The following is a 25,536-nucleotide window of genomic DNA, read 5'->3' on the forward strand; positions in this document are numbered from 1 at the left end:
AGCGCCCGGCGGTCCTGTCGGATAGCTACGGCGAGTGCGGCTTGCGCCGCGTCGGCTTTCGGGCTTAGTCTGCACGATACAGCATAAGAAAATCCGGTTCCAGATGTGGAACAGAATGGTGAACAGTGTCTCTGCCCCTCCCCACCACCGCGACGCACGCCGCCGCCCCGGCGGCGACGATGAGCGCGCTCGTCCTCGAGGACTACGGTCGCATGGTCGTGGCGCAGCGGCCGGTCCCCGTCGTCGGCGATGGCGAGGTGCGGGTGCGTGTGCACGGCGTCGGTATCTGCGGCTCGGATCTGCACGGTTTCACCGGCGCAAACGGCCGGCGCTTTCCCGGGCAGGTCATGGGTCACGAAGCGGTCGGCACCGTGGATGCCGTCGGCGCAGGCGTGACATCTTTCACGGGGGGCGAGCGAGTCGTCGTCAATCCGACGCTTGCCTGCCAGGCGTGCGACTGGTGCGCACGCGGCCAGCAGCACATCTGCCCGCAGCGGCGCGTGCTCGGTGTCGACCCGACTCTGTCCAGTGCCTTCGCGGAGTTCTTCGTCGTGCCCGAGCGCAACCTCATCCCGTTCGACGGCATCCTGCTGCACGGGGCACTCGTCGAGCCGCTGGCCGTCGGCTACCACGCCGCCCGGCGCGCGGGCGTGAGCGCTGGAGACACCGTCGCCGTCATCGGCGGAGGACCGATCGGTCAGGCCGCCGCGCTCGCCTGCATCCGTCTGGGGGCCGCCCGCGTGATCGTCGGCGAACCGCGCGAGGCGCGCCGGCGGCTGCTCGAGGACATCGGCGCAGAGACATTCGATCCGTTCACCGCGAGCGCCCCGCTCGGCGCCGGAGAAGCGGATGCCGCGATCGACGCGGTCGGTGCGAGCGAGACCATCCTCACCGCGCTCGAACTGACAGCTCCCGGTGGCACGGTCGTGCTCGTCGGGATGGATGCGCCCGCCGTCGAACTGCAGGCATACCCCCTGACCACACAGGAGCGCTCGCTCGTCGGCGCCTTCTGCTACACCGCCGAGGAATTCGCCGAGACGGCGGCCTGGGCGGCCACGGTGCCCGAGACCCTCGATCGGCTGATCGAGCGAGCGGTCCCGCTCGACGAGGGCCCTGCGGCCTTCGAAGAGCTCACCGACCCCGAACGCCTCGCCGGGAAGATCATCATCGAGTTCCCCGCGAAGCCCGAGAGCGCCGGACCACCGGCTTCCTCTTGACCGTCCTGCACGACCCGAGTTACCAATCATCCAATGGAGGATCGCATGTCACAGTTCATGTCGAGTCGTCTCACCCGGCTCGCCGGGGTGTCACTCGTCGCGGCGCTGGCCCTCACGGGCTGCTCCGCGCAGAGCGAGGAGGCGCCCAACAGCACCGGTGAGGTGACTGGGGAGCTGAGCATCGCCACCACGAGCGACGTCGGCATCGGCGCGCTCATCGAATCGTTCGAGAAGGAGACCGGGGTCGGCTTCGAGACCACGTTCGCCGAGGCGGGCGCGCTCAACGAGCAGCTCTCGCTGCAGATCAACGGCGGGACCGCACCCGACATCTTCCGCTCCGCGCCGGGCTGGGCGGCACCGTCCTCGGTGCTCAACCTCGCCGCCATCGGCGCCGTGCGCGACCTCTCCGGTGAGGACTGGACCGCGAACGTGCCGAAGGCGTTCGACTCGCTGCAGGTCTACGAGGGTGGCACCTACGCCTACCCCACGTTCGGGCAGGCCATCCTCGCCTTCTACAACATCAGCGTCTTCGAGGAGGTCGGCGTCACCCCGCCCACCACGTGGGATGAGCTGATCGAGGTCTCCGACAAGCTCAAGGCCGCAGGCAAGGTGCCGATCTCGCTCGGCTTCGCCGACAACTACGTGACGCAGTTCATCACCTACGCGCTCTCGGCCACCCTGGTCAACGGCGCCGAGCCTGACTTCTACGAAGAGCTCGACGCAGGCAAGACCACGTTCGCGGAATCGGACGGATGGCGCGAGACCTTCGAGAAGATCGTGAGCCTGATCGACGACGGCTACACCACCGCCGACCCGCTCGGCACCCCTGGTGACCCGGCGATGCAGGCGGTCGGCAACGGCGATGCCGCGATCGTCATCATGCCCTCGGGCGCCTCGCCGAACCTCGCCAAGATGACCGAGGGCGGCTGGGACAACCTGGGCATCTTCGCCTTTCCCGCCACGAACTCGGCTGACGACACGTTCATCCCGTTCAGCCCCGACTTCCTCGTCGTCAGCAGCAAGACCGAGAACCCGGATGCCGCTCTCGCGTTCCTGGACCACATCTCCCAGCCCGACAACGCGGCGGCATTCGCCGAGGCGCAGGGCGCCATCCCCGCGCTGACCAACGCGACGCCGGTCGACAACCAGCTCAACACCGCCATCCAGGTCTACCTGGATGAGGAGCGCACCACGCCGTTCGCCAACCACATCTGGCCCGGCGGAGAGGTCGCCGCGGCGCTCATGGCAGGCCTGCAGCAGGTCGTCCAGGGCGACAAGGACATCGACGGGCTGCTCGCCGACCTCGACACCGCCTATGCCGGAGTCAAGCGTTGACGATGACCGCCATCCCGAGGAGCCCTGCGGAGGCGCAGGGCTCCTCGGAGCGACCCGCCCGCAAGCAGGACCGGGTGTTCCGCCTCAACCGGGTGCCGCAGTGGTTTCTGCTGCCGGCCCTCATCTTCTACATCGTCGTCGTGCTGTACCCGAGCGTCGCGGGCAGCGTGCTCGCCTTCACCGACGCCAGAACGCTGCGCGGCGGCGACTGGGTCGGTTTCGAGAACTTCGTCACCATCCTGCAGAACGAGGCCGCTCGCGCCGCGCTGCTGAACACGCTCACGATCGCCGTCACCCTCACGATCGTGCAGACCACGCTGGGTCTGCTGCTGGCGGTCGCGCTGAACAGCGCCATCCGCGGACGCAACCTGCTGCGCACCATCTTCTTCGCCCCGATGATGCTGCCCCCGATCATCACCGGTCTGCTGTGGCAGTACATCTACACGCCGAACGGTCCGCTCGACTCCGCGATGGACTTCCTGGGCCTGGGTGATTTCAAGGCCAGCTGGCTCGGTGACGCGAACATCGCCCTGTGGTCGATCATCGGCAGCGTCATCTGGCATCACGTCGGCATGTCGATGGTGATCTACCTCGCCGGACTGCAGGGCATCCCCGACGAGCTCTACGAAGCCGCCGCTGTCGACGGCGCGGGGCCGATGCGCAGGTTCTGGAGCATCACCCGCCCGCTGCTGGGCCAGGCGACCACGATCGCCACCGTGCTCACCATGACTTCGTCGCTCAAACTGTTCGATCAGATCTTCGTGATGACCGGCGGCGGCCCCGGGGTATCGACCCAGACGCTGTCGCTCATCATGTACCAGGAGGCGTTCGTGTACGGCAAGCAGGGCTACGGCTCGGCCATCGCCCTCGTACTGACCATGATCGTCGCAGCCATCGTCTTCGTGCAGATGAGCATGACCCGCCGAGGGGAGCAGGAGGCTTGAGTACCATGACCCTCACTGTCCCGAAGAGCGAGGCTGCGCCCCGCAGACGGCGGATCCGACACGGCTACGGTCGTCCGCTGCTCGAAGTGGTCATGGTCCTGGTGACCGTGGCGTACCTGTTCCCGCTGTACATCATGCTGACAATGTCGTTCAAGACGCCGGTCGAGATCGCCGAGTCGTCGGTCGCCCTACCCAAGGGGCTGTTCCTCGACAACTACGCCACGGCGTGGTCACAGGCGAACCTCGGCCGGGCGCTGCTGAACAGCGCGCTCATCACGAGCGTCAGCATCACCCTCGTCGTGATCGTCGGCGCAATGGCGGGGTACGCCATCGCACGCGGCAACCGCCGCACCAGCACGCCGAAGCTGATGCTGTTCATGCTCGGCCTGATGATCCCCGGCCAGCTCGGCATGGTGCCGCTGTACAACCTGATGCGCGACGCCGGTCTGCTGCAGAGCTATTGGTCGCTGATCATCTTCTACGCGGGGTCGATGATGCCCCTGACGGTGTTCCTGTACACCGGGTTCCTGCGGGCCCAGTCGTCGACATACGAAGAGGCGGCGCGCATCGACGGTGCCGGCTGGTGGCGCTCGTTCTGGCATGTCGTGTTCCCGCTGCTGCGGCCGGTCACCGGCACCGTGATCATCGTCAACGCGATCAACATCTGGAACGACTTCCTCACTCCGCTGCTGTACGTGTCCGGTTCGGCGAACCGCACGCTGCCTGTCGCCGTGTTCTCGTTCCAGGGCGAGTTCGCCAGTGAGTGGGGCCTGATCTTCGCCGGCATGGTGATCGCGGCGCTGCCGGTGCTCATCGTCTACTTCTTCCTGCAGCGGCACATCATCCACGGCTTCGCCGGCGGACTGAAGGGATGAGCGCGCTCGTCCCCATCGCGTCCACGACGCACCAGCCGGTGCGCGTGGGTGACGGCCGCAACCTCTCGGACGGCACGACGCAGACCCTCAGCACGCTGTTCACGCACGAGCTGCTGAGGCCCGCCGACAGCATCCGGCTCGTCTTCGCGAACTGGTACGACACCGACGGCGACAGCCTGCCCGGTACCGACCCGATCCGGGTCCGTGCCGAGGTGCGGGCGGGCGGCATCCTGCCGGTGACGTTCGACGGACGCGATCACGTCAGGATCGAACCAGGAGAGACCGTGCTGTCCGACCCCGTGCCGCTCGATCCGCACGGCCGTGTGGGGACGGATCGGATGCGACTGTCGACCTGCACGGTCGTCTCAGTGGCGCGAGGCGGGCGGTTCCCGCTCGGTTCGAGCACAGACGCCTCCTCGGGGGAAGGGGTCGCGGTGGGAGACCTTCGCGGCCGGGCCGTGCCCACGGCATCCGTCTACGGATACGGGCCGTGGCAGCTGCTCGCCGAGGGACCGACTGCAGGGTCGCTGCTGCTCGTGGTGGGCGACTCGAACGGGGTCGGCTTCGGCGACCGCCGAGGCGGCGCCGAGCACTTCGGCTGGGTGCGCCGCCGGTTCGACGGACGCAGCGATGTGATGAACATCTCGGTCAGCGGCGCGCGTCTCGAGAACAGCATGACACCGGCGCAGCTGGCGCTGCGGCTGGCGCAGGTGCAGTGGTCGTTGCCGACCACCGTGATCACGGCGCTCGGCACGAATGACATCCGCTGCGGGGGGCCGGGGGTCGAGGAGGTGCGAGAGCGGATGCTAAATCACTGGGGCGTGCTGGCCACCGTTGCGCCGCGCCTGATCGCGACCACGGTGCCGCCCGCGACGACGAGCATCGACGGCTGGCACACGCTCGAGGGGCAGCGGCTCGATCACGGCAATGACACCCGCCTCATCATCAACGACTGGCTGCGGACCGTTCCCGCCCCGCTCGACGCCGTGTTCGATCTCGCCGCAGCGGTCGAGGCCGAGCCCGGGCTGTGGCGGCCCCGTCTCACAGAGGACGGTGTCCACCCCAGCCCTGAGGGTCACGCGGCGATCGCCGAGGCGGCGCGCGAGTTCGTGTTCGAGGCGGCGGGCGTCGAAGAGAGCCGTCAGCTCACCTGACCGATCTTCGAGAAGAAGTCCTCGAGAAGATCCCGCGTGTCCAGAGGATCTGCTGAAGCGGATGGAGGACGCCTTCCAAGGCTGACGCACAGAGTCCGAGAGGGCCCCCGGAAGGTGCGCCCTCTCGCATATCCGGGTGACGATCAGCGCGGTCCCGCGGTGGAATCGCGGACGATCAGCACCGGGGGGTCAGCCTCGATGACGGTGCGCGCTCCGCCTTCGGCGAGCCGCAGCAGGGTCCGGGCAGACAGTTGGCCGAATGCATGGATGTCACGGCTCATGGCAGTCAGCGGCGGGCGGGTGATGCGGCAGAGCACGGAATCGTCGCCGGCCAGCACGGCGACATTTTCGGGGATGCGTACGCCGCGCGCGATGAGACCCTCGACGGCACCTGCGGCCATCACATCGTTGTCGAACGTGATCGCCGTCGGGGCGCCGTCGACGTCCAGCAACTCGTTGACGGCGGCCGCACCGCCCTCCCGCGAGAAGTCGGCACTGACCACCGACGGTGAGCCGCCCGCGTCGACCACGGCTGAAAGAAACGCCGCCGCCCTTCTTTCGGTATGCGAAAATCCGGCGGGACCGGCGACTCTGCCGATGCGCCGGTGGCCAAGCGCGACGAGGTGGTCGACGGCCCCCTGAATCACCGCAGACTCGTCAGTCCACAACACGGCATGGCCACCGGCGTCGTCGGGATGTGCAAGCGCCAGAGCTGTGAAACCGAGTTCGTCGACGAGCTCCAGCCGTGGGTCTTCTGGGACGAGCACGTCGACCAGCAGGACCGCGCTGACCCGGCCGCTTTCGTGCCAGCGGTGATAGGCATCGAGTTCAGATGACATATCGGGCACGACCTGCAGGATGAGTGCCCAGTCGTGCGCAGTGAGCACGTCTTCGAGGCCTGCCATGAAGTCGTTGTAGAAGGCCTCGATCCCCAGCGTCCTCACCGACCGGCGCAGCACGAGCCCGACCGCCGTCCGCTCCCGGTCAGCGGCGCTCCTCGTCCTCGTGATCATGCTCAGCAGTATCACGCATTCCGCGGATCGCAGAGATCGTTCGCCGAGCGCAGCACCCTCGGATCCGTGAACGCCGCGGGTTCCAGGCCGGGCCGGGCCTGAACCCGAATCTCCGCGACCTCGCCCGGCAGCAGTGTGAGCAGCCCGTCTTGGGCCCGGGCCCCGGCATCCACTTTGTCGGCGAGGACCGTCAGGTCCTTGACCAGACTCCGAGCCTCGACGCGGACCGCGTACCCGCCAGGCACCTCTGTCGCGGACGCAGCGACGACGTCCGACTGCAGGAGGAGTGCAGGGTCTTCGGCGAAATACCAGAATGCCCGCTCGCCACTGTCTGCGATCACGGCGACGAACTCGGCGGAAGAGTCGGCGGCGGATGCGATGGATGCGGGAACGGTGATCACTGTCGCGCTGCGGGCATCGACCTCGACGGGCATTCGCTCCTGGGCGAGTATCTCGCCGAGGAGCGAGCGGCGTGTCAGTGTCACGGTCGTCGACAGGGCTTCCGCGGCGTCGTTATGCAGCACCGCAACCAGAGCCCCTTCGCGGGGCTGAATCGTCAGCAGCCGGTCGGCGTAGACGCGTCGGAGCGCGTGCCACAGCGGCTTGCGATGGCGCATGCTGTCGACGGCCGCCCAGGACACGACGGGCCAGCAGTCGTTCAGCTGCCAGACGATCGATCCGCGGTTCAACGGGAACAGCGACCGGAAATGCTCGATACCGTAGGCCACCGCCCGCGCCTGATTCAGCTGCATCGTCCAGTGCCAGTCCTCGTAAGAGTCCGGCTGCGGCAGGTGCTCGCCGAGGCCGCGCTGCAGCTTGCCGTTGCCGTCATCGGCCTTCTGATGCACGAGCATGTTCGGACCGAAAGGATCGCGCGGCTCGTCGTGTACGGCGTACTCCAGGGTTGACCAGGCGGGCGGCCCCTGGAAGCCGAACTCCGACACGAACCGCGGCCGGTAGTCGCGATAGTGGGTGTAGTCGACGCGGTTCCACACGTCCCAGATGTGCATGGTGCCGTGCGCATCGTCGTTGGGGTGCACGTAGCGGCTGAACGAGAACGGGCTACCCTCGGAGTAGGGCGTGTTCGGCGCGAGCTGCCGGACGATGCGAGGGAACAGATCGATGTAATACCCCTCGCCCCAGGTCATGGCACCCAGCTGCGAGCGCCAGTTCCAATCGATGTAGCCCCAGATGTTCTCATTGCCGCCGTTCCACACCACGAGACTCGGATGCGCGGTGAGTCGGGTCACGGCCTCGACGGCCTCGGCTTCGAACTCCGACCACAGCGCGTCGTCCTCCGCATAGGCTGCGCAGGCGAGCAGGAAGTCCTGCCAGACGAGGATGCCGTTCTCGTCGCAGAGATCGTAGAAGTCCTCCGACTCGTAGATGCCCCCTCCCCAGACCCGCAGCATGTTCATGTTCGACTCGAGGGCATCGGTGATGCTCTTCTGCAGCGTGTCGCGAGTGATGCGCGGGAAGAACACGTCGTCCGGGATCCAGTTCGCGCCGCGGATGTAGACGTCCTCACCGTTGACGATGATGCGGAACGCGCTGCCCTGCTCGTCGGGCGCGACGTCGATCTCGACGCTGCGGAACCCGATCCGGCGGCTCCAATGGGACAGCTCGTCGCCTGTTTCGCTCAGCAGGCGCACGTCGAGCTCGTGACGGGTCTGCTCGCCGTAGCCACGCGGCCACCACAGGGCGGCGCCGGGCGCGTCGATCGTTGTGGATGCAGAGGTCTGCCCGGGGCCGAGGGCCACGAGCGCCGTCTGACCCGCCACCTCGACCGCGAGCTCCGCGCCGGCTGCGGGCTCGGTGTCAGCCCACTCGACGTCGACATGGACGGTCACGGTCGGCACCCCGTCGATGACGTCGACAAGGGGACGCACCGCGGCGATCCGCGCGCCGGACCAGGAGTGGATGCCGATCGGCTTCCAGATCCCGACCGAGGCGAGGTCGGGACCCCAGTCCCAGCCGAAGTTGCATGCGGCCTTGCGCATGGCGTTGAAGGGGTTCTCGTACGAGTGCGGACGCTTGCCGAGCAGAGCCTCCTGCTCGCGTGCGTAGGCATACGGTGAGCGGAACGTGATCACGATGTCATTGCAGCCTGGGCGCAGCAGCTCTGCGACGGGGAGCCGATAGCTGCGGTGCTGGTTGACGGTGCGAGCAACGGTGACGCCGTTGAGCTCGACGTGGGCGACGGTGTCGAGACCCTCTGCGACGAGGTCGACGCGGGTGTCGCCCGTGTCGGACCAGTCGAAGCTCGTGCGGTACTCCCAATCGCTCTCGCCGATCCAGCGCAGCGACGCCTCGGCGTCGTCGACGAAAGGATCCGTGATGAGCCCGGCCGCGAGCAGATCGGTGTGCACCACTCCGGGGACTTCGGCCGGCACGGCATCCAGGCGGCTCGCCAGGTCATCCGGTGCCTCGCCCGTGACGAGACGGACAGTCCAGCCGGTGGTCAGGTCATGATGCATGGTGGTTCTCCTCGTCGGGTATGGGCCGACTCTAGTGGACTTTCTAAAGCAAGTGAAATTAGTCACTCATGCAGTGCGCTCACCGCCGTGTGCGATCGATACACTGAGCGTCGCCCCCCGTCGGCAGGCGTGAAGGGAAGTGCATGATCAAGGCGTCCGATGCGGTCCGCGCACAGCGTACGAACACGCGTGGACTCATCCTTGAAGCGATCCGCACACGCGGCCCGATCAGCCGAGGCGAGCTGGCCGAGGCGACGGGCCTCACTGCTGCGACGATGACCAATGTCGTCCGCCGGTTGCTCGAGGACGGCCTCGTCCTCGAGACCGGAAGGGGGGAATCGACGGGCGGCAAGCGCCGCGTGCTGCTGGAGGTCGACGCGGGCGCGCGCTTCGGCGTCGGGATCCAGCTGGGATTCGGCTCGACCGTGCTCGTGGTGTCGAACATGTGGGGAGCCGTGGTCGGCCGGTCGCGCATGGCCGGCATCGGCCGGGCGCATCCTGATGAGTACATCGAGCGCCTCGCCATAGGCCTTCTGGACCTCATCGACTCGCTGGGGCTGGACCGTGATCTCGTCGTTGGCGCGGGCGTCGCCGTGCCTGGTTCGTTCGACGGGTTCAGACAGTCGCCGGACACCCAGGAACTTCTCGAAGCGTGGGCATCCTTCCCCCTGCAGGACCGGCTCGTCGAGTACACCGCCGTGGACGCCGTCGCGGAGTGCGAGGCGATCGCGGCGGCGATCGGCGAGCGGTGGAGCGGGGCCGTAGCCGACTCGGAGGCTTTCGCCGTCATCCTCATGGAAGATGCGATCGGTGTGGGCGCCGTGCTGCAGGGTCGCGCGCTGCGCGGTGCGCACGGTCACGCCGGCGACCTCGGTCACATGCTCATCGACCCCGCCGGTCCCTCCTGTACGTGCGGAGCCAGAGGGTGCCTTGTCGCGGTGGCAGGACCGGCTGCTTCACTGCGCCGCTACAGCTCCGCGGTCGGCCGGCAGGTTAGTACCGCACGTCTCAACGCTGCGGCAGTGGCAGGCGATCCCGTCGCGGTGTCCGCGCTCGCGCCATCGGTGAATGCATTCGCAACCGCGGCCGCGAGCATGACCGACATGCTGGATCTGGAGCGGATCGTGTTGGCCGGTACCGGATTCGGCAGCGCGATGTCGCTGTTCATCACCGGCATCCAGACTGCTCTCGACGAGCGATCGCGCCGCCGGGGCAGGCCACCGGTGATCGTCCAGGCGTCCGTCAGCGTCCGCGACGCTCCGGCGCTCGGCGCCGCAGCACTTGTGCTGCACGAGGAGATGATCGGCGCGGGCATGCCGCCGGGCATCGTCGCGGCGCGCTGATAGACGCTGCTGCTGCCGGTAGGACGAGGGCGTGGACAGCGCGCGGCTGCGGATCGGTCACACAAGGGGAGCGGCGTCGCGTTGCGGCTTCGCTTTCGCCGCGCTTCTGGGCGTCCCGGCATGCTTGGCTCTCACGCTCATCCACTGCGCGCGCTCGTCACGCGGAAACTTCTCGATGGCGTAGCGCAGAGTCGTGCGCGGCATCGAGGCAGCGTGCCGGTCGAGGAATGCCACCAGGACTGGCGGGTCTACCTCGCCGATCGAGCGCAGCATCCAGCCCGTCGCTTTGCGTATGAGGTCGTGCGGATCGTCGACCAGGATCTCGGCGATCGCCACGGCGTCGTGGGCCTGGCCGGCCCGGATGAAGGTCCAGCAGCTCACCATGGCTGTTCGGCGTTCCCAGACATTCGCCGAGCGCGCCAGCCGGTACAGGATGTCTCGTGGCTTGTCCATCAGGTACCCTCCGACCACCCATCGGCAGGCGAGATCGACCAGGTCCCAGTTGTTGATCCGGTCATGGCGTCGGAGATACAGCTCGAAGAGCTCGGCGCGCCGGGCCTCGACGGTCCGCGCCCGGGAGGCCTCCTGATGCATGATGCTCAGAGCCGTGGTCCTCACCTCGTGATAGGGACTCTCGAGCAGGCGCTCGAGCTCGGCCACCGGCAGCCCGAGGTTCTCCTTCGCGATCGCAGACACGGTGCTCAGATGCAGGCCGAGGAATCGATCGCCCTCGCCGTACTCACCCGGACCTGTCTTAAAGTACCTGGCCAGGCCCGCCGCTTCGACCGGCGACGCGTGCGCCCGTAGCGCCGCGACGATCTCATCTGCCGTGGCCTCGTCGCGCCTGGGTGAAGCGGCCCCGACCGCCCGCGGCCGACCCCACCGCCTACCAGACCAAGGCCGGAACCTGCATCAGTGTTCCACTTCACGGGACGGAGTGCGGCGACCGGTCTTGAGCCCAGCTTCCATCCCGCCGCATCGTAGCCAGATCGTCGGCAGGGTCAGCGGCTCGTCGCCGCAGATCGTCAGCGAGCGATCGGCGCCGTGTAGCTACTGGTCACCACGCCGGTGGCGTAGCCCTTCTTCCGCACCGTGACGATCACGCGGATGCGGCGGCCCTCCCGTCCTTCCCTAACCCGCCTGTTATCCGGCGGTTCCACGGCCTCAGCAGCGGGGAGACCACAACACCAGAGACACCGAAATCCCCGGCGAGCCGGGGCTTTTCTGGCGGAGACGGAGGGATTTGAACCCTCGGTCCCCTTACGGGGACTCCACCTTAGCAGGGTGGAGCGCTAGGCCTGACTATGCGACGACTCCTTGTGCCCGACCAGCTTAGCGGACGCCGCGATCCCTTGCAGTTGCTGGGAAGTCGGGGCGTCTTGCGGTTCGCACGCCTCGCACTCATCACACGCCAGAATCGGCCTGAAACAGCATCCTCGGGAGGCTCGGGGTCACTTGGGGGTCACCTGGCTAACGTTCCTGAGAATGGACGATCACTCGTTTAGGCGGTGCATCCAGTAGCCGGGGCGACGCGCCTCGGGAGCGTAGGCAAGCACGAACACCTCGCCGTCGCGGACGGTGTAGATGAGGTTGTACGGGAACTTGCCGAGGTGCCAGGTGCGGATCATCGGGTCACGTCGTCGGCCGCGGTACGGCGGCGGCGCGTCCGGCCATTGGAGGATCATTTCGGCTGCGGCCTCGGCCACGTCCGCGAACTCGTCGCCGAGCCTGCCGTCCTCGATCCCCAGGTAGCGATCGTGGGCGTCGAGGAACTCGTCACGAGCCTCGGGGTGCTCGTTCCAGTCCAGCGTCACTCGCGCCGCGCGGCCGAACGTGCCCGCGCGATAGCGATCGTCTCCCGGCCGCTGACGGGCTTGACCTTGCCGCTCGTCAGCTCGTCCAGCCGCCGATCAATGGCCTCGTCCCAGGCGGCGTCGATCTCGGCCTGCTCCGCCTCATCGACGTGCTGGAGGGCGAGCGCGGCGATCTCGCGCTCGTCGGCATCGAGGGTCTTGCCAGCCTCGATGTAGTCCGCCAGCTTCGGAGTCATGCATCAAGTGTACGTCTGCGCGCTGACATGGGCCAGGGATCGGAGCACGCGTCACCGGCCGAGGCCGGGGGCGTCGCGTTCTGGCCCGGTCCGGCCGTGGTCGCTCGATGGCCGGTAGCGGCCGAGCTGGGCGGCGCGCTTCTCGCGTGCGGCCTGAGCGCGCTCGGCCACTCGCCGCTCGACCTCGGCTCGAGCGGCGAGTTCGCGGACATACTGCGCGGCCTCGGTGACGGGCAGCGCCTCGATCTGCGCAAGGTCGTGCCTGGCTTGCTCCGCCCGAGCGCGCCACCCGGCAGCGTGGGTGCTGGCGGTGCTCGGGCTCTCGGAGCCGAGCACCCGCTGGCGCAGGCCGGTGGACTCGCGCAGGTGCCGCTCGGCAAGGCGGCCCTGCTCGCGGCGGGTCTGCTCCGCCTCCTGCCGAGTCTCGGTCACGCGCGGGTCGGCGTCGGCCTGCTTCCCGGCGACCGTCTTGGCCCACGGCTCCACACCCGCAGTTCCGGTAGGCAGACCGCCCCAGCGTCGCCGCACCGCGTCCTCCGTCGCGCGGTGCGCGTCTGCGGCCTCGGTCGCCGCTCGGTCGGCTGCACGCCTCCTGAACCGCCCGGCCTGGCCGCGCGCAGTCTGCGCCTCCCACATCCGCTCCCGGCCGGTGAGGTAGGCGGTGCCGTCGGCGGTGGCCTGTTCGATCAGCGGGGCTGCGACCTCGGCACGGACCTCGGCGGCGCGGGCGTCCGCGGCGGCGACGGCCTCCCGCTGCTCGTCGGCCTCGGCGCGCTGCGTCTCGCGCTGGCGGTCGAGCACGGCGACGGCCTGCTCCCACTTGGCCGCCTCGCGGACGGCGTGCTCGATCCGCTCAGTCAGGCGGGTGCGCTCGGCGTTCACCAAGCGCACCGGCCCATCGGCGGCGAGCCCGGCCACGGCTTCGCGCGCTGCGCGGGTCGCGGCAACCGGGCCCCGGTCGGCACGGTCCCGCTCGAGCGCAGCCGTGAACTGCTCCCGCGCGTCGTCCAGATCGGCGGCGACGACGTGCAGGCGGTTCGTCTCCTGTCCTCGGGTCATGCCCACGTAGACGCCGGAGGCGTCCAGCGCGTCGGAGAGGACAGTGTGCGAGCCGGGCACGGTCGCGCCCTGGACGCCGTAGGCGGTGGAGGCGTAGGCGAGGTGGGTGTGCTCGGCGACGTACTCGGCCGGCAGCCGGACAGTGCGCTGCCGCTTGCGGCCGTTCCCGTTCTCTGTCGCCCACACTGTCCCGTTCTGCCCGACGGCCTGCACGGTCCAGGTCTGACGGTTCGCCACCTGCACGTCGGAGTCGTTCTGCCGGGTCTGGATCACGTCGCCCCGCCCGATGGGGAGCCCGTCGCTGCCGGTGGTCGTGCGGGCGTCGTCGACCACGCCGGTGCGCACCCGCTCGACACGGATGCGCTCGTTCAGCCCTTGCGCCTCGTCGTTGGTCGCCGCGGTGATCGCGTCGCCGTTGCGCGCGTCGCGGGCGATCTCCTCCTGCACCGCCTCCGAGTCCTCGTGCAGCACCACGAGTCCGAGGGCGTGCAGCCGGTCGAACAGCAGGCCCGGATGCTCCCCGCGTCGCATCTGCACGGTCAGGGCTGCGTACTCGGGGTCGGCGAAGCGATGCACGGTGGTCATGTCGTAGGTCCGCGGTGCGAGCTGCGCGGCCATGTCGAGCAGCCCGCCGCGCCCGACGGCGGGGAGCTGCGCTCGGTCGCCGACGAGGGCAAGGGTCGCGCCGTGCTCGTCCGCGACGGTCAGCAGTGCGAGGGCGGTGTCCTGGTCGAGCATCCCGGCCTCATCGACCACGATCCGCTCGCCTCGGACAAGTTGCGCGGCCTTCGAGGGGCCGGTGTAGGTGCTGCCGCTCTCGGGATCGGTGTCGCCCACGGCCAGGCGGGTCCATACCCCGTCCTGGTTCCAACGCCAGCCGTGCTCGTGGACAAGCTTCGCCGCGCTGTCGGTGCTCACGCCGAGTTCCTGGGCGGCCACGTCCGCGGCTTTCTTCGTCGGCGTCACGACCCGCGTGCGTCGGCCCTGGCCGGCGGCGGCTTCGATCGCCACGCCGAGCATGGTGGTCTTGCCCGCGCCGGCCGCGCCCTCGACCACCAGGAGCGGGTCGGTCCCGGCGACTGCGGCGGCGGCCTGTGCCTGCTCCGCGTCCAGCCCGCGCCCCCGCGCCAAGCGCGTCACGTCGAGCGCCCGGCTCGCGCCGGCCGTTGCGCGTGCCTGGAGCTGGTCGCGCAGTTGCGTCTCGACCGCGACGACGTGCAGCGAGGTCAGGTGCGCCACATGGTCGGGCTGCACCATATCCGGCGGCAGCACCGACAGGCAATCCCGCACCGCCAGCGCCGTCGTGATCGCCACCATCTCGCGCAACGCCTCCGGGGTGGCGCGCACGCCAGCCTCGGTGATGATGTGGGTGACGTGCTCCTGGATCGTGTGGCGCGTCCAGGTGGATGCGCCGGCGGCGCAACGGTCGAGTGCGCGCGATGCGACCTGTTGCGCGCTGAGGTCGTCCAGCGCCATCGGCGCGCGCCGGTGCACGCGCGGCGGGTCCGGCGTGTATCCGGCCTGCTCCAGCTCGATACGCCACGCGGCCTCGTCCTTGAGGGTGGCCGGCTTCTTGGCCGGGCGCTGGTGATCCCAGGCCATCGCCTCCAGCCGGCCGCGCACGACCGGGCCGGGCTCCTCGCCCGGATGCGCCGCCCGCCAGTCCTTCTCGAAGCGGGCGAGGTTGCGCTGCACCTGCGCCGACCGCTTCGACATGAGCGCGTTGCAGGGCTCCAGCTCCGCGACTTCCCCGGTCACCGGATCGAGCGTCAGACCGTGCTTGTCGAGCACGGCCGTGAGCTGCGGGTGCGCGGCGATGACGGCCGTGCCGAGTGCGCGGATCGCGCCCTGCTGCCGGAACAGGGCGGCGGTGTCCAGGCCGCGCCAGGCGCCCGCGGCCCACACGCGGGCGCCGATCTGGAAGTGGATGTGCCGGTGCGGGTCGCCCGCGCGGGAGGTGTGATGCACGACGGAGACGGTTTCGAGCTGTTCGACCGGCACGACCTCCTGCTTCCCACGCGGGCCGATCCGGGTGACGCTGTGCTCCCCGAGCCAGCGCCGGATCTCGGCCATCGCGTCCTTCTGCGCCGCGTCCAGGGCCTCGGAGACCTCCGGGTGAAGCGCGGCCGCGACCGACAGGGACTTCGGGGCGTTCACGACCATCTCCGCGAACCGCGGACTGCCCTGCTTCCCCTCCCCTGCCTTGCGTGGCGTTCCCATCGACTCCCCGGTGAGCGGGTTGATCCAGTTCACCCAGGCCGCGTACTCGTCCGGGGTTAGCGCGCCCGCTCCGATCACGGTCCCCCGGCCGTCGACCACTGCGAACTCCGCGATCGCCGTGCCGGCCTCCAGGTAGTAGTCGTCGGCGCGGGAGCGGTCGGACTCCAGGTAGCGCAGCGCATCAGCGCCGGTGCCCCGGAACAGGATCACGCCGCCCTTCATGGCCACCTCGCTCTCGTCTAAGATTCTTGCAACTACCTACGGTAGCATTCGTGCATTCCTGTTGGACTGGAGAACAACGAGAGTTGGCAAGCGATCTTGCGACTGGCGAAGTGAGGTGCGGCGCAGTCACAGTCGTGGCAGCACTTGTGCAGGGATATGGCCAGTAAGGCTGCGCGAATAGAGAACAAGTGTCGAACTGAAGCGGTCTCGAGTCGGGCCGATCTTGGTCCCTCGCTAGACTGGCGACGGATCGATTGAAGGGCGGTGAGGCTTTCGATGCTCCCCGCGAGTATTCCGAGCCCGGATCCGTCGTGGGCGAGCTTCTCGGTCGGCCCGTTGACGATTCACACCTATGCGCTGTGCATCATCGCGGGGATCCTCGCGGCGGTGGCGATCACGGAGAGGCGGCTGCGGCGGCGCGGGGTGGCGCGGTGGGCGGTGGTGGACATCGCGATTTGGGTGGTCCCACTGGGAATCGTGGCGGCGCGGTTTTATCACGTCTTCACCCATGTCGGGGACTACTTCTATCCAGGCGCGAACCTGTGGAGTGTGTTCGCGATCTGGGATGGCGGGAACGCGATCTATGGCGCTCTGATCGGCGGCGCGATCGGGGCCGTCATCGCCTGCCGGCGGATGGGCTTGCGGTTCTGGGCGTTCGCGGACGCACTGGCGCCGGGGTTGCTGGTCGCCCAGGCGATCGGGCGGCTGGGAAACTGGTTCAATCAGGAGCTGTTCGGGCTGCCGACGACGTTGCCGTGGGGCTTGGAGATTTCGCCGTCGGCGGCGATGTTCCCGGACGGGCTGCCTGCGGGGACGCTGTTCCATCCGCTGTTCCTGTACGAGATGATCTGGAACCTGTGCGGGGCCGGAGTGATCCTGCTGCTGGAGCGGCGCTTCGCGCTCGGGTGGGGGCGCAGTCTCGCGGTCTACTTGATCTGGTACGGGCTGGGGCGGAGCGGCCTGGAGGCGATCCGGATCGATCCGACCAGCGACGCGCCGTTAGGCATCCCGGCGAACATCTGGGCATCGTTCGCGGTCGTCGCCCTCGGCATCGCCATCATGGTTGTTCAGACGGTTCGGCACCACGAGCCGGAGCCGTCTCCGTACCTCCCGGGGCGTGAGCCGTCAGTTGCCGCTGAAGCGAGCCCGACCGGATCGGCGCCCGAGGCGGTCGGCGGATCAGAGGGTGGCGCGGTGTCGTCTGGCACACCGTCTCGCGACTGAACTCGAAGCGGCTGGGGTCAGCGGCCGAAGAGCCGGGTGAAGATGTTTCCGCGCTGCGCTTTCGCGGCGGCGATCTCCTCGGGGGTATGCCGTCCGTTGCACCACTGGTGCGCAGGGACGCCTCGTCGGACCTGGTTGATGTGCTGGCCGCATCCGGTCCAGGTGGTCTTTCCGCAGGTCTTGCAGGTCGTCGCTGAGCACATGGTCACGCCTCCTGGCAGTGGCAGCGGTCGGCTTCGGGCACTCCGGCGAGTGCGGTCTCGATGTGCTGACCGCAGCCGGTCCAGGTCGGTCGACAGCAGCGTGAGCAGGTGACTTGCTGGCACATGGGCGTTCTCCTCCGTTGTCTTGTCTGTGGGGTCCGTGGTCAGGCGAGCATCATGAAGAGCTTCTCGAGCTCTTCGGTGGTGATGCCGTCTTCGGCGAGGGCGGTGTCGGGGTCGGTGAGGCAGTCCTTCATGGCGGTGGACACGATCGCGAAGCCGGCCCGGTCGAGGGCGCTGGAGACGGCGGCGAGCTGGGTGACGATATCGCGGCAGGGCTTCTCCTGCTCGACGGCGTTGATGACGGCGTCGAGCTGGCCGCGGGCGCGGCGCAGGCGGTGCAGGATGCGGCGCTGGACGTCGGGGTCGGTGGTGCGCATGGGGTTCCTCTCGGTCGGAGACGGTCAGGTGATGTCGATGTGCTGGCGGGCGTCGGTGTAGCCGAGGGTGTTCTGTTCGACTGTCTCAGCCTGACGGGTGCGGAGCAGGTCGGTGGGGCACCAGCCGGTGATCGCGCCGACCGCGAGCAGGATCGAGCAGACCCCGGCCGGGATCGCACACCAGGGCTGGCCGGTCATGCTCAGCGCGAACGCCCCGACGAACAGCGCGGCGATGCCCCGGACGATCCGATCGGCGGGCGACGTCGCGCAGGCCCGGACAGTGCGACGCTCAGGCATCCTGCATCGCCCCTTCGAAGCGCAGCAGTTCGCCGGCGCGGTCGCCGAGCACCGCCCGGAGCGTCAGGATGCCGCCCGACAGGGAGGCGGAATCGAACCCGGCCTGCGCGAGGACGCGGTGCGCGATCGCGGAGCGGACTCCGGAGGCGCACATCACCCGGACGGGACGCCCCGCGGACGCGGTGCGGACCTCGTCGAGCCGTTCGCGCAGCTCGGTGTGAGGGATGTTCAGCGCGCCGGGCAGATGCCCGGTGGCGAACTCCGCCCTGCTGCGCGTGTCGAGGACCAGCGAGTGCGCGAGCACCTGGTCCACGTCCTGCGCGTACCAGAGTGCCAGAGTGCCAGTGCGGAGGTTCTCTCCGACCATGCCGGCGAGGTTCACCGGGTCTTTGGCCTGGCCGTAGGGCGGCGAGTAGGCCAGGTCGAGGTCGATCAGGTCGTCCACGCTCATGCCGGCGCGGATCGCGGAGGCGAGCACGTCGATGCGCTTGTCGACCCCCTCTGCGCCGACCGCCTGCGCGCCGAGCAGCAGCCCGTCGGCCTCGCGGAAGTGGAGGATCAGGTGGAGCTGGGCCGCGCCGGGGAAGTAGCCGGCGTGCTGGTTCGGATGCAGGTGGATCGTCCGGTAACCGACCCCGGCCGCGTCCAGCGCGGCACGGTTCGCGCCGGTCAGCGCGGCGGTGACGGACCCGATTCGGACGATCGCGGTGCCGACCGGGTGCGGGATCGGCCTGGCGGTGCCGGGTCGGAGGATGTCGTCGGCCACGAGTCGTCCGGCGCGGTTGGCCGGTCCCGCCAGTGCAACCGGGCGGCGGATGCCGGTGACGGCGTCGGCGCTGACCGTTGCATCGCCGACAGCCCAGACGCCGGGGATCGAGGTGCGGCCGTGCTCGTCGACGACGATCGCGCCTCGTTCGCACTTCACTCCCGCGGCCTCGAACACGGCGGTGTCGGGTCGGACCCCGACGGACAGGACGATCAGGTCCGCGGGCAGCAGCGTGCCGTCGCCGAGGGCGACCAGGTCGTGCTCGGCGCCCTGCTGGATGCCGGTCGCAGCGATCCCGGTGCGGGTGCCGATGCCGAGTTCGTGCAGCTCGCCCGTCACGAGCGCGGCGAGCTCGGCCTCCAGCGGGGGCAGGACGTGCTCGGCGAGCTCGACCACGGTCACGTCCAGCCCCTGGCGGGCGAGGGCTTCGGCCGCCTCGATGCCGATGAACCCGGCGCCGAGCACGACCGCGCGCCGCGCTCCGGCCTCGACCTGCTCGCGCAGAGCAAGGGCGTCATCGACGGTGCGCAGGGTGCGCACTCGCGGAGAGTCCAGACCCGGGATCGGGGGTCGTGCGGCCTGCGCACCCGGCGAGAGCACGAGCGCGTCATACCCGATCCGCGTCCTCCCGTCCGGGGTGTCCACGGTCACGACCCGCTGCTCGGGGTCAAGTCCGGTGACGTCGTGGCCTGTGCGCACGTCCAGGTTCAGCGCGGCGTGAAGCGACTGCGGGGTCTGCACGAGCAGCTTCGCGGGGTCGGCGATCTCCCCGCCGACGAAGTAGGGCAGTCCGCAGTTCGCGTAGGAGACGTGCTCGCCGCGTTCGAGCACGATGATCTCCGCCGACTCATCCAACCGCCGTGCGCGGGCGGCGCAACTCATGCCGCCGGCGACGCCTCCGACGATGACGATCCTCATCGCGCCGTCTCCTGCTGGCTCTGCTGAGCCTGTGCGGCGACCTGGGCGCGGACCTCGTCCATGTCCAGGTCGCGCACGGCGGCGATCACCTGTTCCAGTTGCGGGGCCGCGAGGGCGCCGGGCTGGGCGAACACCAGGATGTTCTCGCGGAACGCCATCAGGGTCGGGATCGAGGTGATCCGGAACCCCGCGGCGAGTTGCTGCTGCGCCTCGGTGTCGACCTTCCCGAACACCACGTCCGGGTGGGTAGTCGAGGCGGTCTCGAATACGGGCGCGAACGCGCGGCACGGGCCGCACCACGCAGCCCAGAAGTCCAGGAGCACGATGTCGTTCCCGGCGATGGTGGGTTCGAGGTTGTCGAGGGTGATCTCTCGGGTAGCCATAGCTCGAGTATACCCCCAGGGGTATTGGGATGCGAACATGCGTGGTCGCGCGGGCTGACGCTCACTCGGTGACGATGTCGATCCCGGTGGCCGTTGATGCATCGCTGAGGGCGCCAGCGTCGATGACATGCTCGAATCCGTGGTCGCGCATGATCGAGGCGGCCTGCGCGGAGCGGTTGCCCGACCGGCAGTAGACGACATACTCGTCGTCTGCGGGGAGCTCGGCGATGGTGTCGGCGAATGCCGGGGAGGAGACGTCGATGTTCACCGCGCCGTCAAGGTGCCCTTCGGCGTACTCAGCCGGAGTTCGGACGTCGATGATGACGGCATCCTCACCCACGGTCACGGGGGCAGGGCTGGAGCAGCCGGCCAGGGTGAGGGTTGCGGCGAAGGCGAGCGAGAGCAGGGTGAGGAGCGTGCGCATGATGCGTGTCCGTTCGTTCGGGCCGGTCAGCGGCCAAGGGCGGCGCGGAAGTCCTTGCCGCGCAGGGGCTTTCCCGCGAGCGGCGCGATCAGGCACACGTCGAGTGCGCCGACGAGGACGAACAAGAGCCCGGGCGCGGCGAGCAGCCACCACCAGCCGCCGAGGATCGCGCCCAGCGCGATCAGGACGGCACCGACGATGGCGCGGGTCCACCGTCCGGGAGTGGAGCTGAGGAAGGCGAGGATGGTCATGGGGTTCTCCGATTCGTTCGTGCGGTCCAGGCCAGGACCGCGAGGGTGATGAGAATGACCACGGCGCTGGCAGCGCCGAGGCCGAGATAGCCGATCGCGGCGAGCGCGACCCCGGCGAGCAACCCGCCCGCAGCACCGGCGAGGCTCATCAGCGTGTCCGAGGCGCCCTGGGCGGCAACCCGCTCGGCGACGGGGGTGGCGGCGACGATCATCGCCGACCCAGCCACGGTCGCGGCCGACCAGCCCAGGCCGAGCAGGATCAGCCCGATCACGGTCACCACGTGGGCGTCGCCGCTGAACCCGGCCAGCAGCGCCGAGACCAGCAGCGTCACCATCCCGCCCGCGGCGACGATGCGCCCGCCGAGCCGGTCGGTGAGCACGCCCATCACCGGGGCGAGCGCATACATGCCCGCGATGTGCAGGCTCACGGTGAGCCCGACGATGGTGATCGAGGCGCCGTGCCCGGTCAGGTGCACCGGCGTCATCGACATCACCGCGACCATCACGGCATGCGCGGCGACGATGCCGATCAGCCCGGCTCGCGATCCGGGGTGGGACCACAACGCCCGGATGCCCTGCCGCAACCCCGGCCGCGGACCTCCCGGCACAGGCGCAGCCGTGACCGCTCCGTCGGCTCCGGCCAGCGGTTGCCGACCGATGAGGACGAGGTAGGGGTCGGGTCGGAGGCCGATCCAGATGACGGCCATGCCCACCAGCATTCCGGCCGTGGAGATCACGAACAGCCCGGACAACGCAGGAATGCCGAGTCCGGCTGCGAGTGTCCCGCCGGCGCCGATGAGGTTCGGGCCGGCGACCGCGCCGATCGTGCTCATCCAGACCACGAGCGACAGGTCGCGCCCTCGGTGCTCGGTCGCGCTCAGATCGGTCGCGGCGAATCGTGCCTGCAGGTTCACCGCGTTCCCGAATCCGATCAGCACCCCCGAGGCGACCAGCAGCCAGAAGGCCCCGCTGACGGCGGCGAGCACGACGCCGACAGCTCCCGCAGCGCCGATCAGCAGTCCGGTCGACAGGGCGATCCGACGACCCCGGGCCAGGGCCAGGCGCATCAGCAGCGCCGAGGCGACTGCCGCGCCGAGCGTCATCGTCGTGGTCACCGAACCAGCCCACGCCTCCGACCCCGACAGCTCGACGGCAAGCAAGGAGCCGGTCGACACCACCGCGCCGGTGCCGACACCGCTGAACACCTGGGCGAGGGAGAGCAACAGCAGCGTGCGCCGCTGCACCCGGCGACGCGCGGGCGTGATCGTGGGGGTCGACATGCTCCGAATATACCCCCCACCGTATAATGGGGCATAGTCGGAGGTGCTCCATGCGCCCGCCGCGGGCTCCTCGGAGGGGCTCGGCCGATCCTTAGGATGAGATTGATGAGACCTCGCACTGCAGAAGCAGCCCGAGACGGCGAGCCCGTCCCGGCGCGGCTGCGCGGGGCGCGTCTGTCTCGGCAGGCGCGCGCCGGGAAGGCGCTGCTCGTCGCGGTGTTCTCCACCTTGATCGCGCTGATATCGCATGTGCTCGCCGGAGGGTCCGTGCCGGAGATGCCGGGCATCCTGGTGCCGTTGGCGCTCTCGGTGTTCGTATGCCTCCCGCTGTCCGGGCGCGTCCTGTCTCTGCCGGGGCTGGTGCTCTCGGTACTGTCCAGCCAACTCCTGTTCCACTGGCTGTTCGGGCTCGGCACTACCGGCCCCGGAGCGTTCCTGATCGAAGACGCCCCCGCCGGCCACGCCGGGCATCATGCGCAGACGATCACACTGCTGCACACCGGGACCGAGATGGCTCCCCACATGGATCACCCCGACGGCGGGATGTGGGTCGGGCACGGTATCGCAGCGGTGGTCACCATCCTGCTGATCCGACGCGGCGAAGCCGCCCTCGTCGGCCTGTGGCAGCTCACGGCAATGCTTGTGCGCACGCTGTTCCCGCGACTGCCTCGTCCGGCTGCCATCCGGGTCGCCCTGCCGCGGCTGGTGGGCGACTTCCTGAACCAGCGCCCCTTCGCGCATCTGCTGCTCGGGGCGTCGATCTCCCGCAGAGGGCCACCGCGCTCCACTCTGCTCGCGCTCTCCTGACGCACCGGGTCGCACGCGCCCCGGGAGCGTGCGGCTGGCGTCCGTTCCGACCCTTCGGGGCGTGAACCTCAACCAGCCGGCTCTTTCGCGGTCGACCGTCGCCGACGGTAACGATCTGGCTCTCACCCTGGTGCGGCGCTGCCGTGCCGATCAGCATTGGACGCACCATGTCACGACCCGTTTCCGGGTGGATACGCATCGTCGCGGCCGCGCTCGCGGTCGCCACAATGACCAGTGGCCTGCTCTGGATCGCGGAGCCTGCCCAGGCTCATGACCAGCTCGTCGCATCGACCCCGGCCGACGGCGAAGTGCTTCAGGCTCCACCGGAGGAGGTCGTGCTGCAGTTCTCCGGAGAACTCATGGAGCTCGGCGGCATCATCATCGTGACCGACGCCGCCGAGCAGTCGTGGACCGAGGGCGACCTCGCCTACGACGACACCAGGGCGCGGATCGCACTGCAGGGCGGCATGCCCGACGGCTGGTATGAGATCCGATGGCAGGTCGTCTCTCGCGACGGGCATCCCATCAGCGGGATCATCCCGTTCGCCGTCGGAGATGCCGGCGAACGGCCGTCACCGGCCGCCACGGCGCCAGGAGCAGCGAACGGGCAGGACAGCGCAGACACCCGAGAGCCGGGAGTGCCGGGGGCGATACGGATCGTTCTCATCGGTCTTGCCGGCGCCGTCATCGCAGGCGGTGGCTACTGGATCGCCAGTCGCTTCCTCCGCCGACGCGTCACCCAACACGGCACGGACGAGCCCGGCTCTCCGTGAACACACCCAACCCTTTCTGAACGACATAAGGAACCATTCTGATGAACACACTCACCGTCCGCCGTCCGGCGGTCGTCTTCGCGCTGGCCGCCGCCGCTGCGCTCGCTCTCGCTGGATGCGCGACAACGACGCCCGACCAGGCCGCTGGCCCGACAACCGCCGGGCAGAGCGTCACGATCACCGACGCCTGGGTCAAGGCCACCGACGAGGGCATGTCCGCCGCCTTCGGCGAGCTCGCCAACAACGGCGACGCCGACGTGACCCTGGTCTCGGCCACCAGCACCGCCTCGACCTCGATGCAGTTGCACGAGACCGTAGACAACGGCAGCGGCTCGATGGTCATGCAGGAGAAAGACGGCGGCTTCACCATCCCGGCCGGCGGCGCGCTCACGCTCGAGCCGGGCGGCAACCACCTCATGCTCATGGGCCTGACCGCCCCAATCGTCGCAGGCGACGAGATCGAGTTCACCCTGACGTTCTCGGACGGCTCCGACTACACCTTCACCGCCCCGGCGAAGGACTACTCCGGCGCCAACGAGACCTACACAGGTGACGACATGAACATGGGCGGGGACGACTGATGCCCCAAGCCCAGGACGCCGGTTCCGGGCGCGGCGTGAACCGGCGACAGCTCCTCCTCGGAGGGGCTGCCGCCGGCCTCGGCGCCGCCGCCGCGATCGGCGCAGACTTCGCCCTCGCCTCCCGCGATCGCGCCTCTTCGACATCGGCAGTCGACGCCGACGCGATCACCAGGAGCGACGCTGTCCCATTCCACGGACCCCATCAGGCCGGCGTCGCGACCGTTCCGCAGGCCCACACCGCGTTCATCGGGCTCGACCTCGCACCGAGCACGAGCCGAGACGGGCTGCGCCGGATGATGCGCATCCTCACCGACGACGCCGCGCGCCTCACCCAGGGGGTCGCCGCTCTCGCCGACTCCGAACCGGAGCTCGCGATCGCGCCCGCACGCCTGACCGTCACCTTCGGCTTCGGCCCCGGTCTCGTCGCCCGCGCGGGAGGAACCGCCCCAGGCTGGCTCGCCCCGCTGCCCGTGTTCTCGATCGACCAGCTCGAGGACGCCTGGAGCGGCGGGGATCTGCTCATCGAGATCGCCTCCGACGACCCGGTCACCGTCGCACACACCGCCCGGATGCTGCTCAAGGATGCTCGCCGCTTCGCGACCGTGCGCTGGCGGCAGGACGGCTTCCGCCGCGCCCGCGGTACCGAACGATCCGGCACGACCATGCGGAACCTGTTCGGACAGGTCGACGGCACCGTCAATCCCGTCCCCGGAACCGAGGACTTCGACTCCGTCGTCTGGGCCACCGACGGCTGGCTAGCCGGCGGCACCGGCCTCGTCATCCGTCGCATCCGGATGACCCTCGACACCTGGGACGAGCTCGACCGCGTGGGGCGCGAGGCATCGATCGGCCGAACCCTGTCGAACGGAGCACCGCTCACAGGGGCGAACGAGACTGATGAACCCGACTTCGCCGCCACCGGCACCGCAGGGTTTCCCGTCATCCCCGACTTCGCCCACATGCGGCGCGCCCGTGGCGACGGCACCGAGCGCATCTACCGACGCAGCTACAACTACGATCTCCCACCCAGCGGCGACGGCATCTCTGAGTCAGGGTTGATCTTCGCGTCCTACCAAGCCGATGTGACCGCTCAGTTCGTTCCCATCCAGCGCCGCCTGGACGAACTCGACCTCCTCAACCAATGGACCATCCCCATCGGCTCCGCCGCCTTCGCCATCCCACCTGGCTGCGAGAGCGGCGGATACATTGGCGAAGGACTCTTGAGATGATTGCTCCGCTGAAAACTGCCGCTCGGACGCTACTTCCTCGCTAGGGATTTC

The 25,536-nt window shown here is 69.2% G+C and carries 24 protein-coding genes and 1 tRNA gene; 11 read left to right on the forward strand and 14 right to left on the reverse strand.

Features of this window, described 5'->3' with window-relative positions; translation table 11 throughout:
- The first annotated feature begins 125 nt into the window (after positions 1 to 125).
- Genes ACQ143_RS05030 through ACQ143_RS05050 form a run of 5 tightly spaced genes read left to right on the forward strand, consistent with a single transcriptional unit; the run spans position 126 to position 5,525 of the window.
- Positions 126 to 1,217 (forward strand): zinc-dependent alcohol dehydrogenase, encoded by a 1,092-nt coding sequence (locus ACQ143_RS05030; protein ID WP_449569633.1) that lies wholly within the window; start codon positions 126 to 128, stop codon positions 1,215 to 1,217.
- Positions 1,218 to 1,262: 45 nt separating this feature from the next.
- The gene (locus ACQ143_RS05035) at positions 1,263 to 2,552 is read left to right on the forward strand and encodes an ABC transporter substrate-binding protein (protein WP_449569634.1); all 1,290 of its coding nucleotides are present in this window, start codon (positions 1,263 to 1,265) and stop codon (positions 2,550 to 2,552) included.
- Between the two features lie 2 nt (positions 2,553 to 2,554).
- Positions 2,555 to 3,496 (forward strand): carbohydrate ABC transporter permease, encoded by a 942-nt coding sequence (locus tag ACQ143_RS05040; protein WP_449569635.1) that lies wholly within the window; start codon positions 2,555 to 2,557, stop codon positions 3,494 to 3,496.
- Positions 3,497 to 3,501: 5 nt separating this feature from the next.
- A complete protein-coding gene (locus tag ACQ143_RS05045) occupies positions 3,502 to 4,371 on the forward strand; it encodes a carbohydrate ABC transporter permease (protein WP_184219968.1) in 870 nt (289 codons plus the stop codon).
- Positions 4,368 to 5,525 (forward strand): SGNH/GDSL hydrolase family protein, encoded by a 1,158-nt coding sequence (locus tag ACQ143_RS05050; RefSeq protein WP_449569636.1) that lies wholly within the window; start codon positions 4,368 to 4,370, stop codon positions 5,523 to 5,525. Before ACQ143_RS05045 ends, ACQ143_RS05050 begins: the two co-directional genes overlap by 4 nt.
- 143 nt (positions 5,526 to 5,668) lie before the next feature.
- On the opposite strand, the gene ACQ143_RS05055 is transcribed toward ACQ143_RS05050, so the two are convergent.
- Positions 5,669 to 6,538 carry a LacI family DNA-binding transcriptional regulator gene (locus ACQ143_RS05055; RefSeq protein WP_449569637.1) on the reverse strand — a complete coding sequence of 290 codons (870 nt, stop codon included), beginning with the start codon at positions 6,536 to 6,538 and terminating at the stop codon, positions 5,669 to 5,671.
- 11 nt (positions 6,539 to 6,549) lie between these two features.
- Complete coding sequence (locus ACQ143_RS05060; protein WP_449569638.1) at positions 6,550 to 9,015, reverse strand: glycoside hydrolase family 2 protein; 2,466 nt, start codon at positions 9,013 to 9,015, stop codon at positions 6,550 to 6,552.
- 143 nt (positions 9,016 to 9,158) lie between these two features.
- Here ACQ143_RS05060 and ACQ143_RS05065 point away from each other — a divergent pair, with 143 nt between their 5' ends.
- Entirely contained in the window at positions 9,159 to 10,358 is a 1,200-nt protein-coding gene (locus ACQ143_RS05065; protein ID WP_449569639.1) for an ROK family transcriptional regulator, read from the forward strand.
- A 57-nt stretch (positions 10,359 to 10,415) separates the two neighbouring features.
- On the opposite strand, the gene ACQ143_RS05070 is transcribed toward ACQ143_RS05065, so the two are convergent.
- The 5 genes from ACQ143_RS05070 to mobF form a co-directional block, all read right to left on the reverse strand.
- Positions 10,416 to 11,177 carry a DNA alkylation repair protein gene (locus ACQ143_RS05070; protein WP_449570127.1) on the reverse strand — a complete coding sequence of 254 codons (762 nt, stop codon included), beginning with the start codon at positions 11,175 to 11,177 and terminating at the stop codon, positions 10,416 to 10,418.
- 406 nt (positions 11,178 to 11,583) lie between these two features.
- Positions 11,584 to 11,675, reverse strand: a tRNA-Ser gene (locus tag ACQ143_RS05075).
- Between the two features lie 176 nt (positions 11,676 to 11,851).
- Positions 11,852 to 12,172 carry a hypothetical protein gene (locus tag ACQ143_RS05080; RefSeq protein ID WP_247961547.1) on the reverse strand — a complete coding sequence of 107 codons (321 nt, stop codon included), beginning with the start codon at positions 12,170 to 12,172 and terminating at the stop codon, positions 11,852 to 11,854.
- Positions 12,169 to 12,408: an addiction module protein gene (locus ACQ143_RS05085; protein WP_247961548.1), complete on the reverse strand. Its 240-nt coding sequence runs from the start codon at positions 12,406 to 12,408 to the stop codon at positions 12,169 to 12,171. Before ACQ143_RS05085 ends, ACQ143_RS05080 begins: the two co-directional genes overlap by 4 nt.
- 51 nt (positions 12,409 to 12,459) lie before the next feature.
- Positions 12,460 to 15,909, reverse strand: a complete 3,450-nt coding sequence (mobF, locus tag ACQ143_RS05090; protein WP_449570128.1) for a MobF family relaxase — start codon at positions 15,907 to 15,909, stop codon at positions 12,460 to 12,462.
- Positions 15,910 to 16,185: 276 nt separating this feature from the next.
- On the opposite strand from mobF, the gene lgt reads away from it, so the two are divergent.
- Entirely contained in the window at positions 16,186 to 17,133 is a 948-nt protein-coding gene (lgt, locus tag ACQ143_RS05095) for a prolipoprotein diacylglyceryl transferase (RefSeq protein ID WP_247961549.1), read from the forward strand.
- 367 nt (positions 17,134 to 17,500) lie between these two features.
- Here the strand turns inward: lgt and ACQ143_RS05100 are convergent, their stop codons facing one another.
- The 7 genes from ACQ143_RS05100 to ACQ143_RS05130 form a co-directional block, all read right to left on the reverse strand.
- On the reverse strand, positions 17,501 to 17,776 hold the full coding sequence (locus ACQ143_RS05100) for a metal-sensitive transcriptional regulator (protein ID WP_247961551.1): 276 nt from the start codon (positions 17,774 to 17,776) through the stop codon (positions 17,501 to 17,503).
- Between the two features lie 24 nt (positions 17,777 to 17,800).
- The gene (locus ACQ143_RS05105) at positions 17,801 to 18,073 is read right to left on the reverse strand and encodes a YgaP family membrane protein (RefSeq protein WP_247961552.1); all 273 of its coding nucleotides are present in this window, start codon (positions 18,071 to 18,073) and stop codon (positions 17,801 to 17,803) included.
- Positions 18,066 to 19,757 (reverse strand): FAD-dependent oxidoreductase, encoded by a 1,692-nt coding sequence (locus tag ACQ143_RS05110; protein WP_247961553.1) that lies wholly within the window; start codon positions 19,755 to 19,757, stop codon positions 18,066 to 18,068. The genes ACQ143_RS05105 and ACQ143_RS05110 overlap by 8 nt, the downstream gene beginning before the upstream one ends.
- Positions 19,754 to 20,140, reverse strand: coding sequence for a thioredoxin family protein (locus ACQ143_RS05115; RefSeq protein ID WP_247961554.1), 387 nt, complete (start codon positions 20,138 to 20,140; stop codon positions 19,754 to 19,756). The genes ACQ143_RS05110 and ACQ143_RS05115 overlap by 4 nt, the downstream gene beginning before the upstream one ends.
- A 61-nt stretch (positions 20,141 to 20,201) precedes the next feature.
- The gene (locus tag ACQ143_RS05120) at positions 20,202 to 20,564 is read right to left on the reverse strand and encodes a rhodanese-like domain-containing protein (RefSeq protein WP_247961555.1); all 363 of its coding nucleotides are present in this window, start codon (positions 20,562 to 20,564) and stop codon (positions 20,202 to 20,204) included.
- 26 nt (positions 20,565 to 20,590) lie between these two features.
- Positions 20,591 to 20,815 (reverse strand): YgaP-like transmembrane domain, encoded by a 225-nt coding sequence (locus tag ACQ143_RS05125; RefSeq protein ID WP_247961556.1) that lies wholly within the window; start codon positions 20,813 to 20,815, stop codon positions 20,591 to 20,593.
- A complete protein-coding gene (locus tag ACQ143_RS05130; RefSeq protein ID WP_449569640.1) occupies positions 20,812 to 22,095 on the reverse strand; it encodes an MFS transporter in 1,284 nt (427 codons plus the stop codon). The genes ACQ143_RS05125 and ACQ143_RS05130 overlap by 4 nt, the downstream gene beginning before the upstream one ends.
- 105 nt (positions 22,096 to 22,200) lie before the next feature.
- On the opposite strand from ACQ143_RS05130, the gene ACQ143_RS05135 reads away from it, so the two are divergent.
- The 4 genes from ACQ143_RS05135 (at position 22,201) to ACQ143_RS05150 (ending at position 25,485) form a co-directional block, all read left to right on the forward strand.
- Positions 22,201 to 22,902, forward strand: coding sequence for a hypothetical protein (locus tag ACQ143_RS05135; protein WP_247961558.1), 702 nt, complete (start codon positions 22,201 to 22,203; stop codon positions 22,900 to 22,902).
- A gap of 167 nt (positions 22,903 to 23,069) precedes the next feature.
- The gene (locus ACQ143_RS05140; RefSeq protein ID WP_247961559.1) at positions 23,070 to 23,675 is read left to right on the forward strand and encodes a copper resistance CopC family protein; all 606 of its coding nucleotides are present in this window, start codon (positions 23,070 to 23,072) and stop codon (positions 23,673 to 23,675) included.
- Between the two features lie 41 nt (positions 23,676 to 23,716).
- Positions 23,717 to 24,256: a copper chaperone PCu(A)C gene (locus tag ACQ143_RS05145; protein ID WP_247961560.1), complete on the forward strand. Its 540-nt coding sequence runs from the start codon at positions 23,717 to 23,719 to the stop codon at positions 24,254 to 24,256.
- Positions 24,256 to 25,485, forward strand: coding sequence for a Dyp-type peroxidase (locus ACQ143_RS05150; RefSeq protein WP_449569641.1), 1,230 nt, complete (start codon positions 24,256 to 24,258; stop codon positions 25,483 to 25,485). Before ACQ143_RS05145 ends, ACQ143_RS05150 begins: the two co-directional genes overlap by 1 nt.
- Positions 25,486 to 25,536: the final 51 nt, after the last annotated feature.

It is taken from the genome of Microbacterium pollutisoli (genome assembly GCF_053586795.1).

Excerpts from the sequence above, each read along its gene's own strand:
- ACQ143_RS05035 (WP_449569634.1), top strand. The coding sequence starts at position 1,263 with ATGTCACAGTTCATGTCGAGTCGTCTCACCCGGCTCGCCGGGGTGTCA.
- ACQ143_RS05040 (WP_449569635.1), top strand. The coding sequence starts at position 2,555 with ATGACCGCCATCCCGAGGAGCCCTGCGGAGGCGCAGGGCTCCTCGGAG.
- ACQ143_RS05045 (WP_184219968.1), top strand. The coding sequence starts at position 3,502 with ATGACCCTCACTGTCCCGAAGAGCGAGGCTGCGCCCCGCAGACGGCGG.
- ACQ143_RS05050 (WP_449569636.1), top strand. The coding sequence starts at position 4,368 with ATGAGCGCGCTCGTCCCCATCGCGTCCACGACGCACCAGCCGGTGCGC.
- ACQ143_RS05055 (WP_449569637.1), bottom strand. The coding sequence starts at position 6,538 with ATGATCACGAGGACGAGGAGCGCCGCTGACCGGGAGCGGACGGCGGTC.
- ACQ143_RS05060 (WP_449569638.1), bottom strand. The coding sequence starts at position 9,015 with ATGCATCATGACCTGACCACCGGCTGGACTGTCCGTCTCGTCACGGGC.
- ACQ143_RS05065 (WP_449569639.1), top strand. The coding sequence starts at position 9,159 with ATGATCAAGGCGTCCGATGCGGTCCGCGCACAGCGTACGAACACGCGT.
- ACQ143_RS05085 (WP_247961548.1), bottom strand. The coding sequence starts at position 12,408 with ATGACTCCGAAGCTGGCGGACTACATCGAGGCTGGCAAGACCCTCGAT.
- mobF (WP_449570128.1), bottom strand. The coding sequence starts at position 15,909 with ATGAAGGGCGGCGTGATCCTGTTCCGGGGCACCGGCGCTGATGCGCTG.
- lgt (WP_247961549.1), top strand. The coding sequence starts at position 16,186 with ATGCTCCCCGCGAGTATTCCGAGCCCGGATCCGTCGTGGGCGAGCTTC.
- ACQ143_RS05100 (WP_247961551.1), bottom strand. The coding sequence starts at position 17,776 with ATGCGCACCACCGACCCCGACGTCCAGCGCCGCATCCTGCACCGCCTG.
- ACQ143_RS05105 (WP_247961552.1), bottom strand. The coding sequence starts at position 18,073 with ATGCCTGAGCGTCGCACTGTCCGGGCCTGCGCGACGTCGCCCGCCGAT.
- ACQ143_RS05110 (WP_247961553.1), bottom strand. The coding sequence starts at position 19,757 with ATGAGGATCGTCATCGTCGGAGGCGTCGCCGGCGGCATGAGTTGCGCC.
- ACQ143_RS05115 (WP_247961554.1), bottom strand. The coding sequence starts at position 20,140 with ATGGCTACCCGAGAGATCACCCTCGACAACCTCGAACCCACCATCGCC.
- ACQ143_RS05120 (WP_247961555.1), bottom strand. The coding sequence starts at position 20,564 with ATGCGCACGCTCCTCACCCTGCTCTCGCTCGCCTTCGCCGCAACCCTC.
- ACQ143_RS05125 (WP_247961556.1), bottom strand. The coding sequence starts at position 20,815 with ATGACCATCCTCGCCTTCCTCAGCTCCACTCCCGGACGGTGGACCCGC.
- ACQ143_RS05130 (WP_449569640.1), bottom strand. The coding sequence starts at position 22,095 with ATGTCGACCCCCACGATCACGCCCGCGCGTCGCCGGGTGCAGCGGCGC.
- ACQ143_RS05135 (WP_247961558.1), top strand. The coding sequence starts at position 22,201 with ATGAGACCTCGCACTGCAGAAGCAGCCCGAGACGGCGAGCCCGTCCCG.
- ACQ143_RS05140 (WP_247961559.1), top strand. The coding sequence starts at position 23,070 with ATGTCACGACCCGTTTCCGGGTGGATACGCATCGTCGCGGCCGCGCTC.
- ACQ143_RS05145 (WP_247961560.1), top strand. The coding sequence starts at position 23,717 with ATGAACACACTCACCGTCCGCCGTCCGGCGGTCGTCTTCGCGCTGGCC.
- ACQ143_RS05150 (WP_449569641.1), top strand. The coding sequence starts at position 24,256 with ATGCCCCAAGCCCAGGACGCCGGTTCCGGGCGCGGCGTGAACCGGCGA.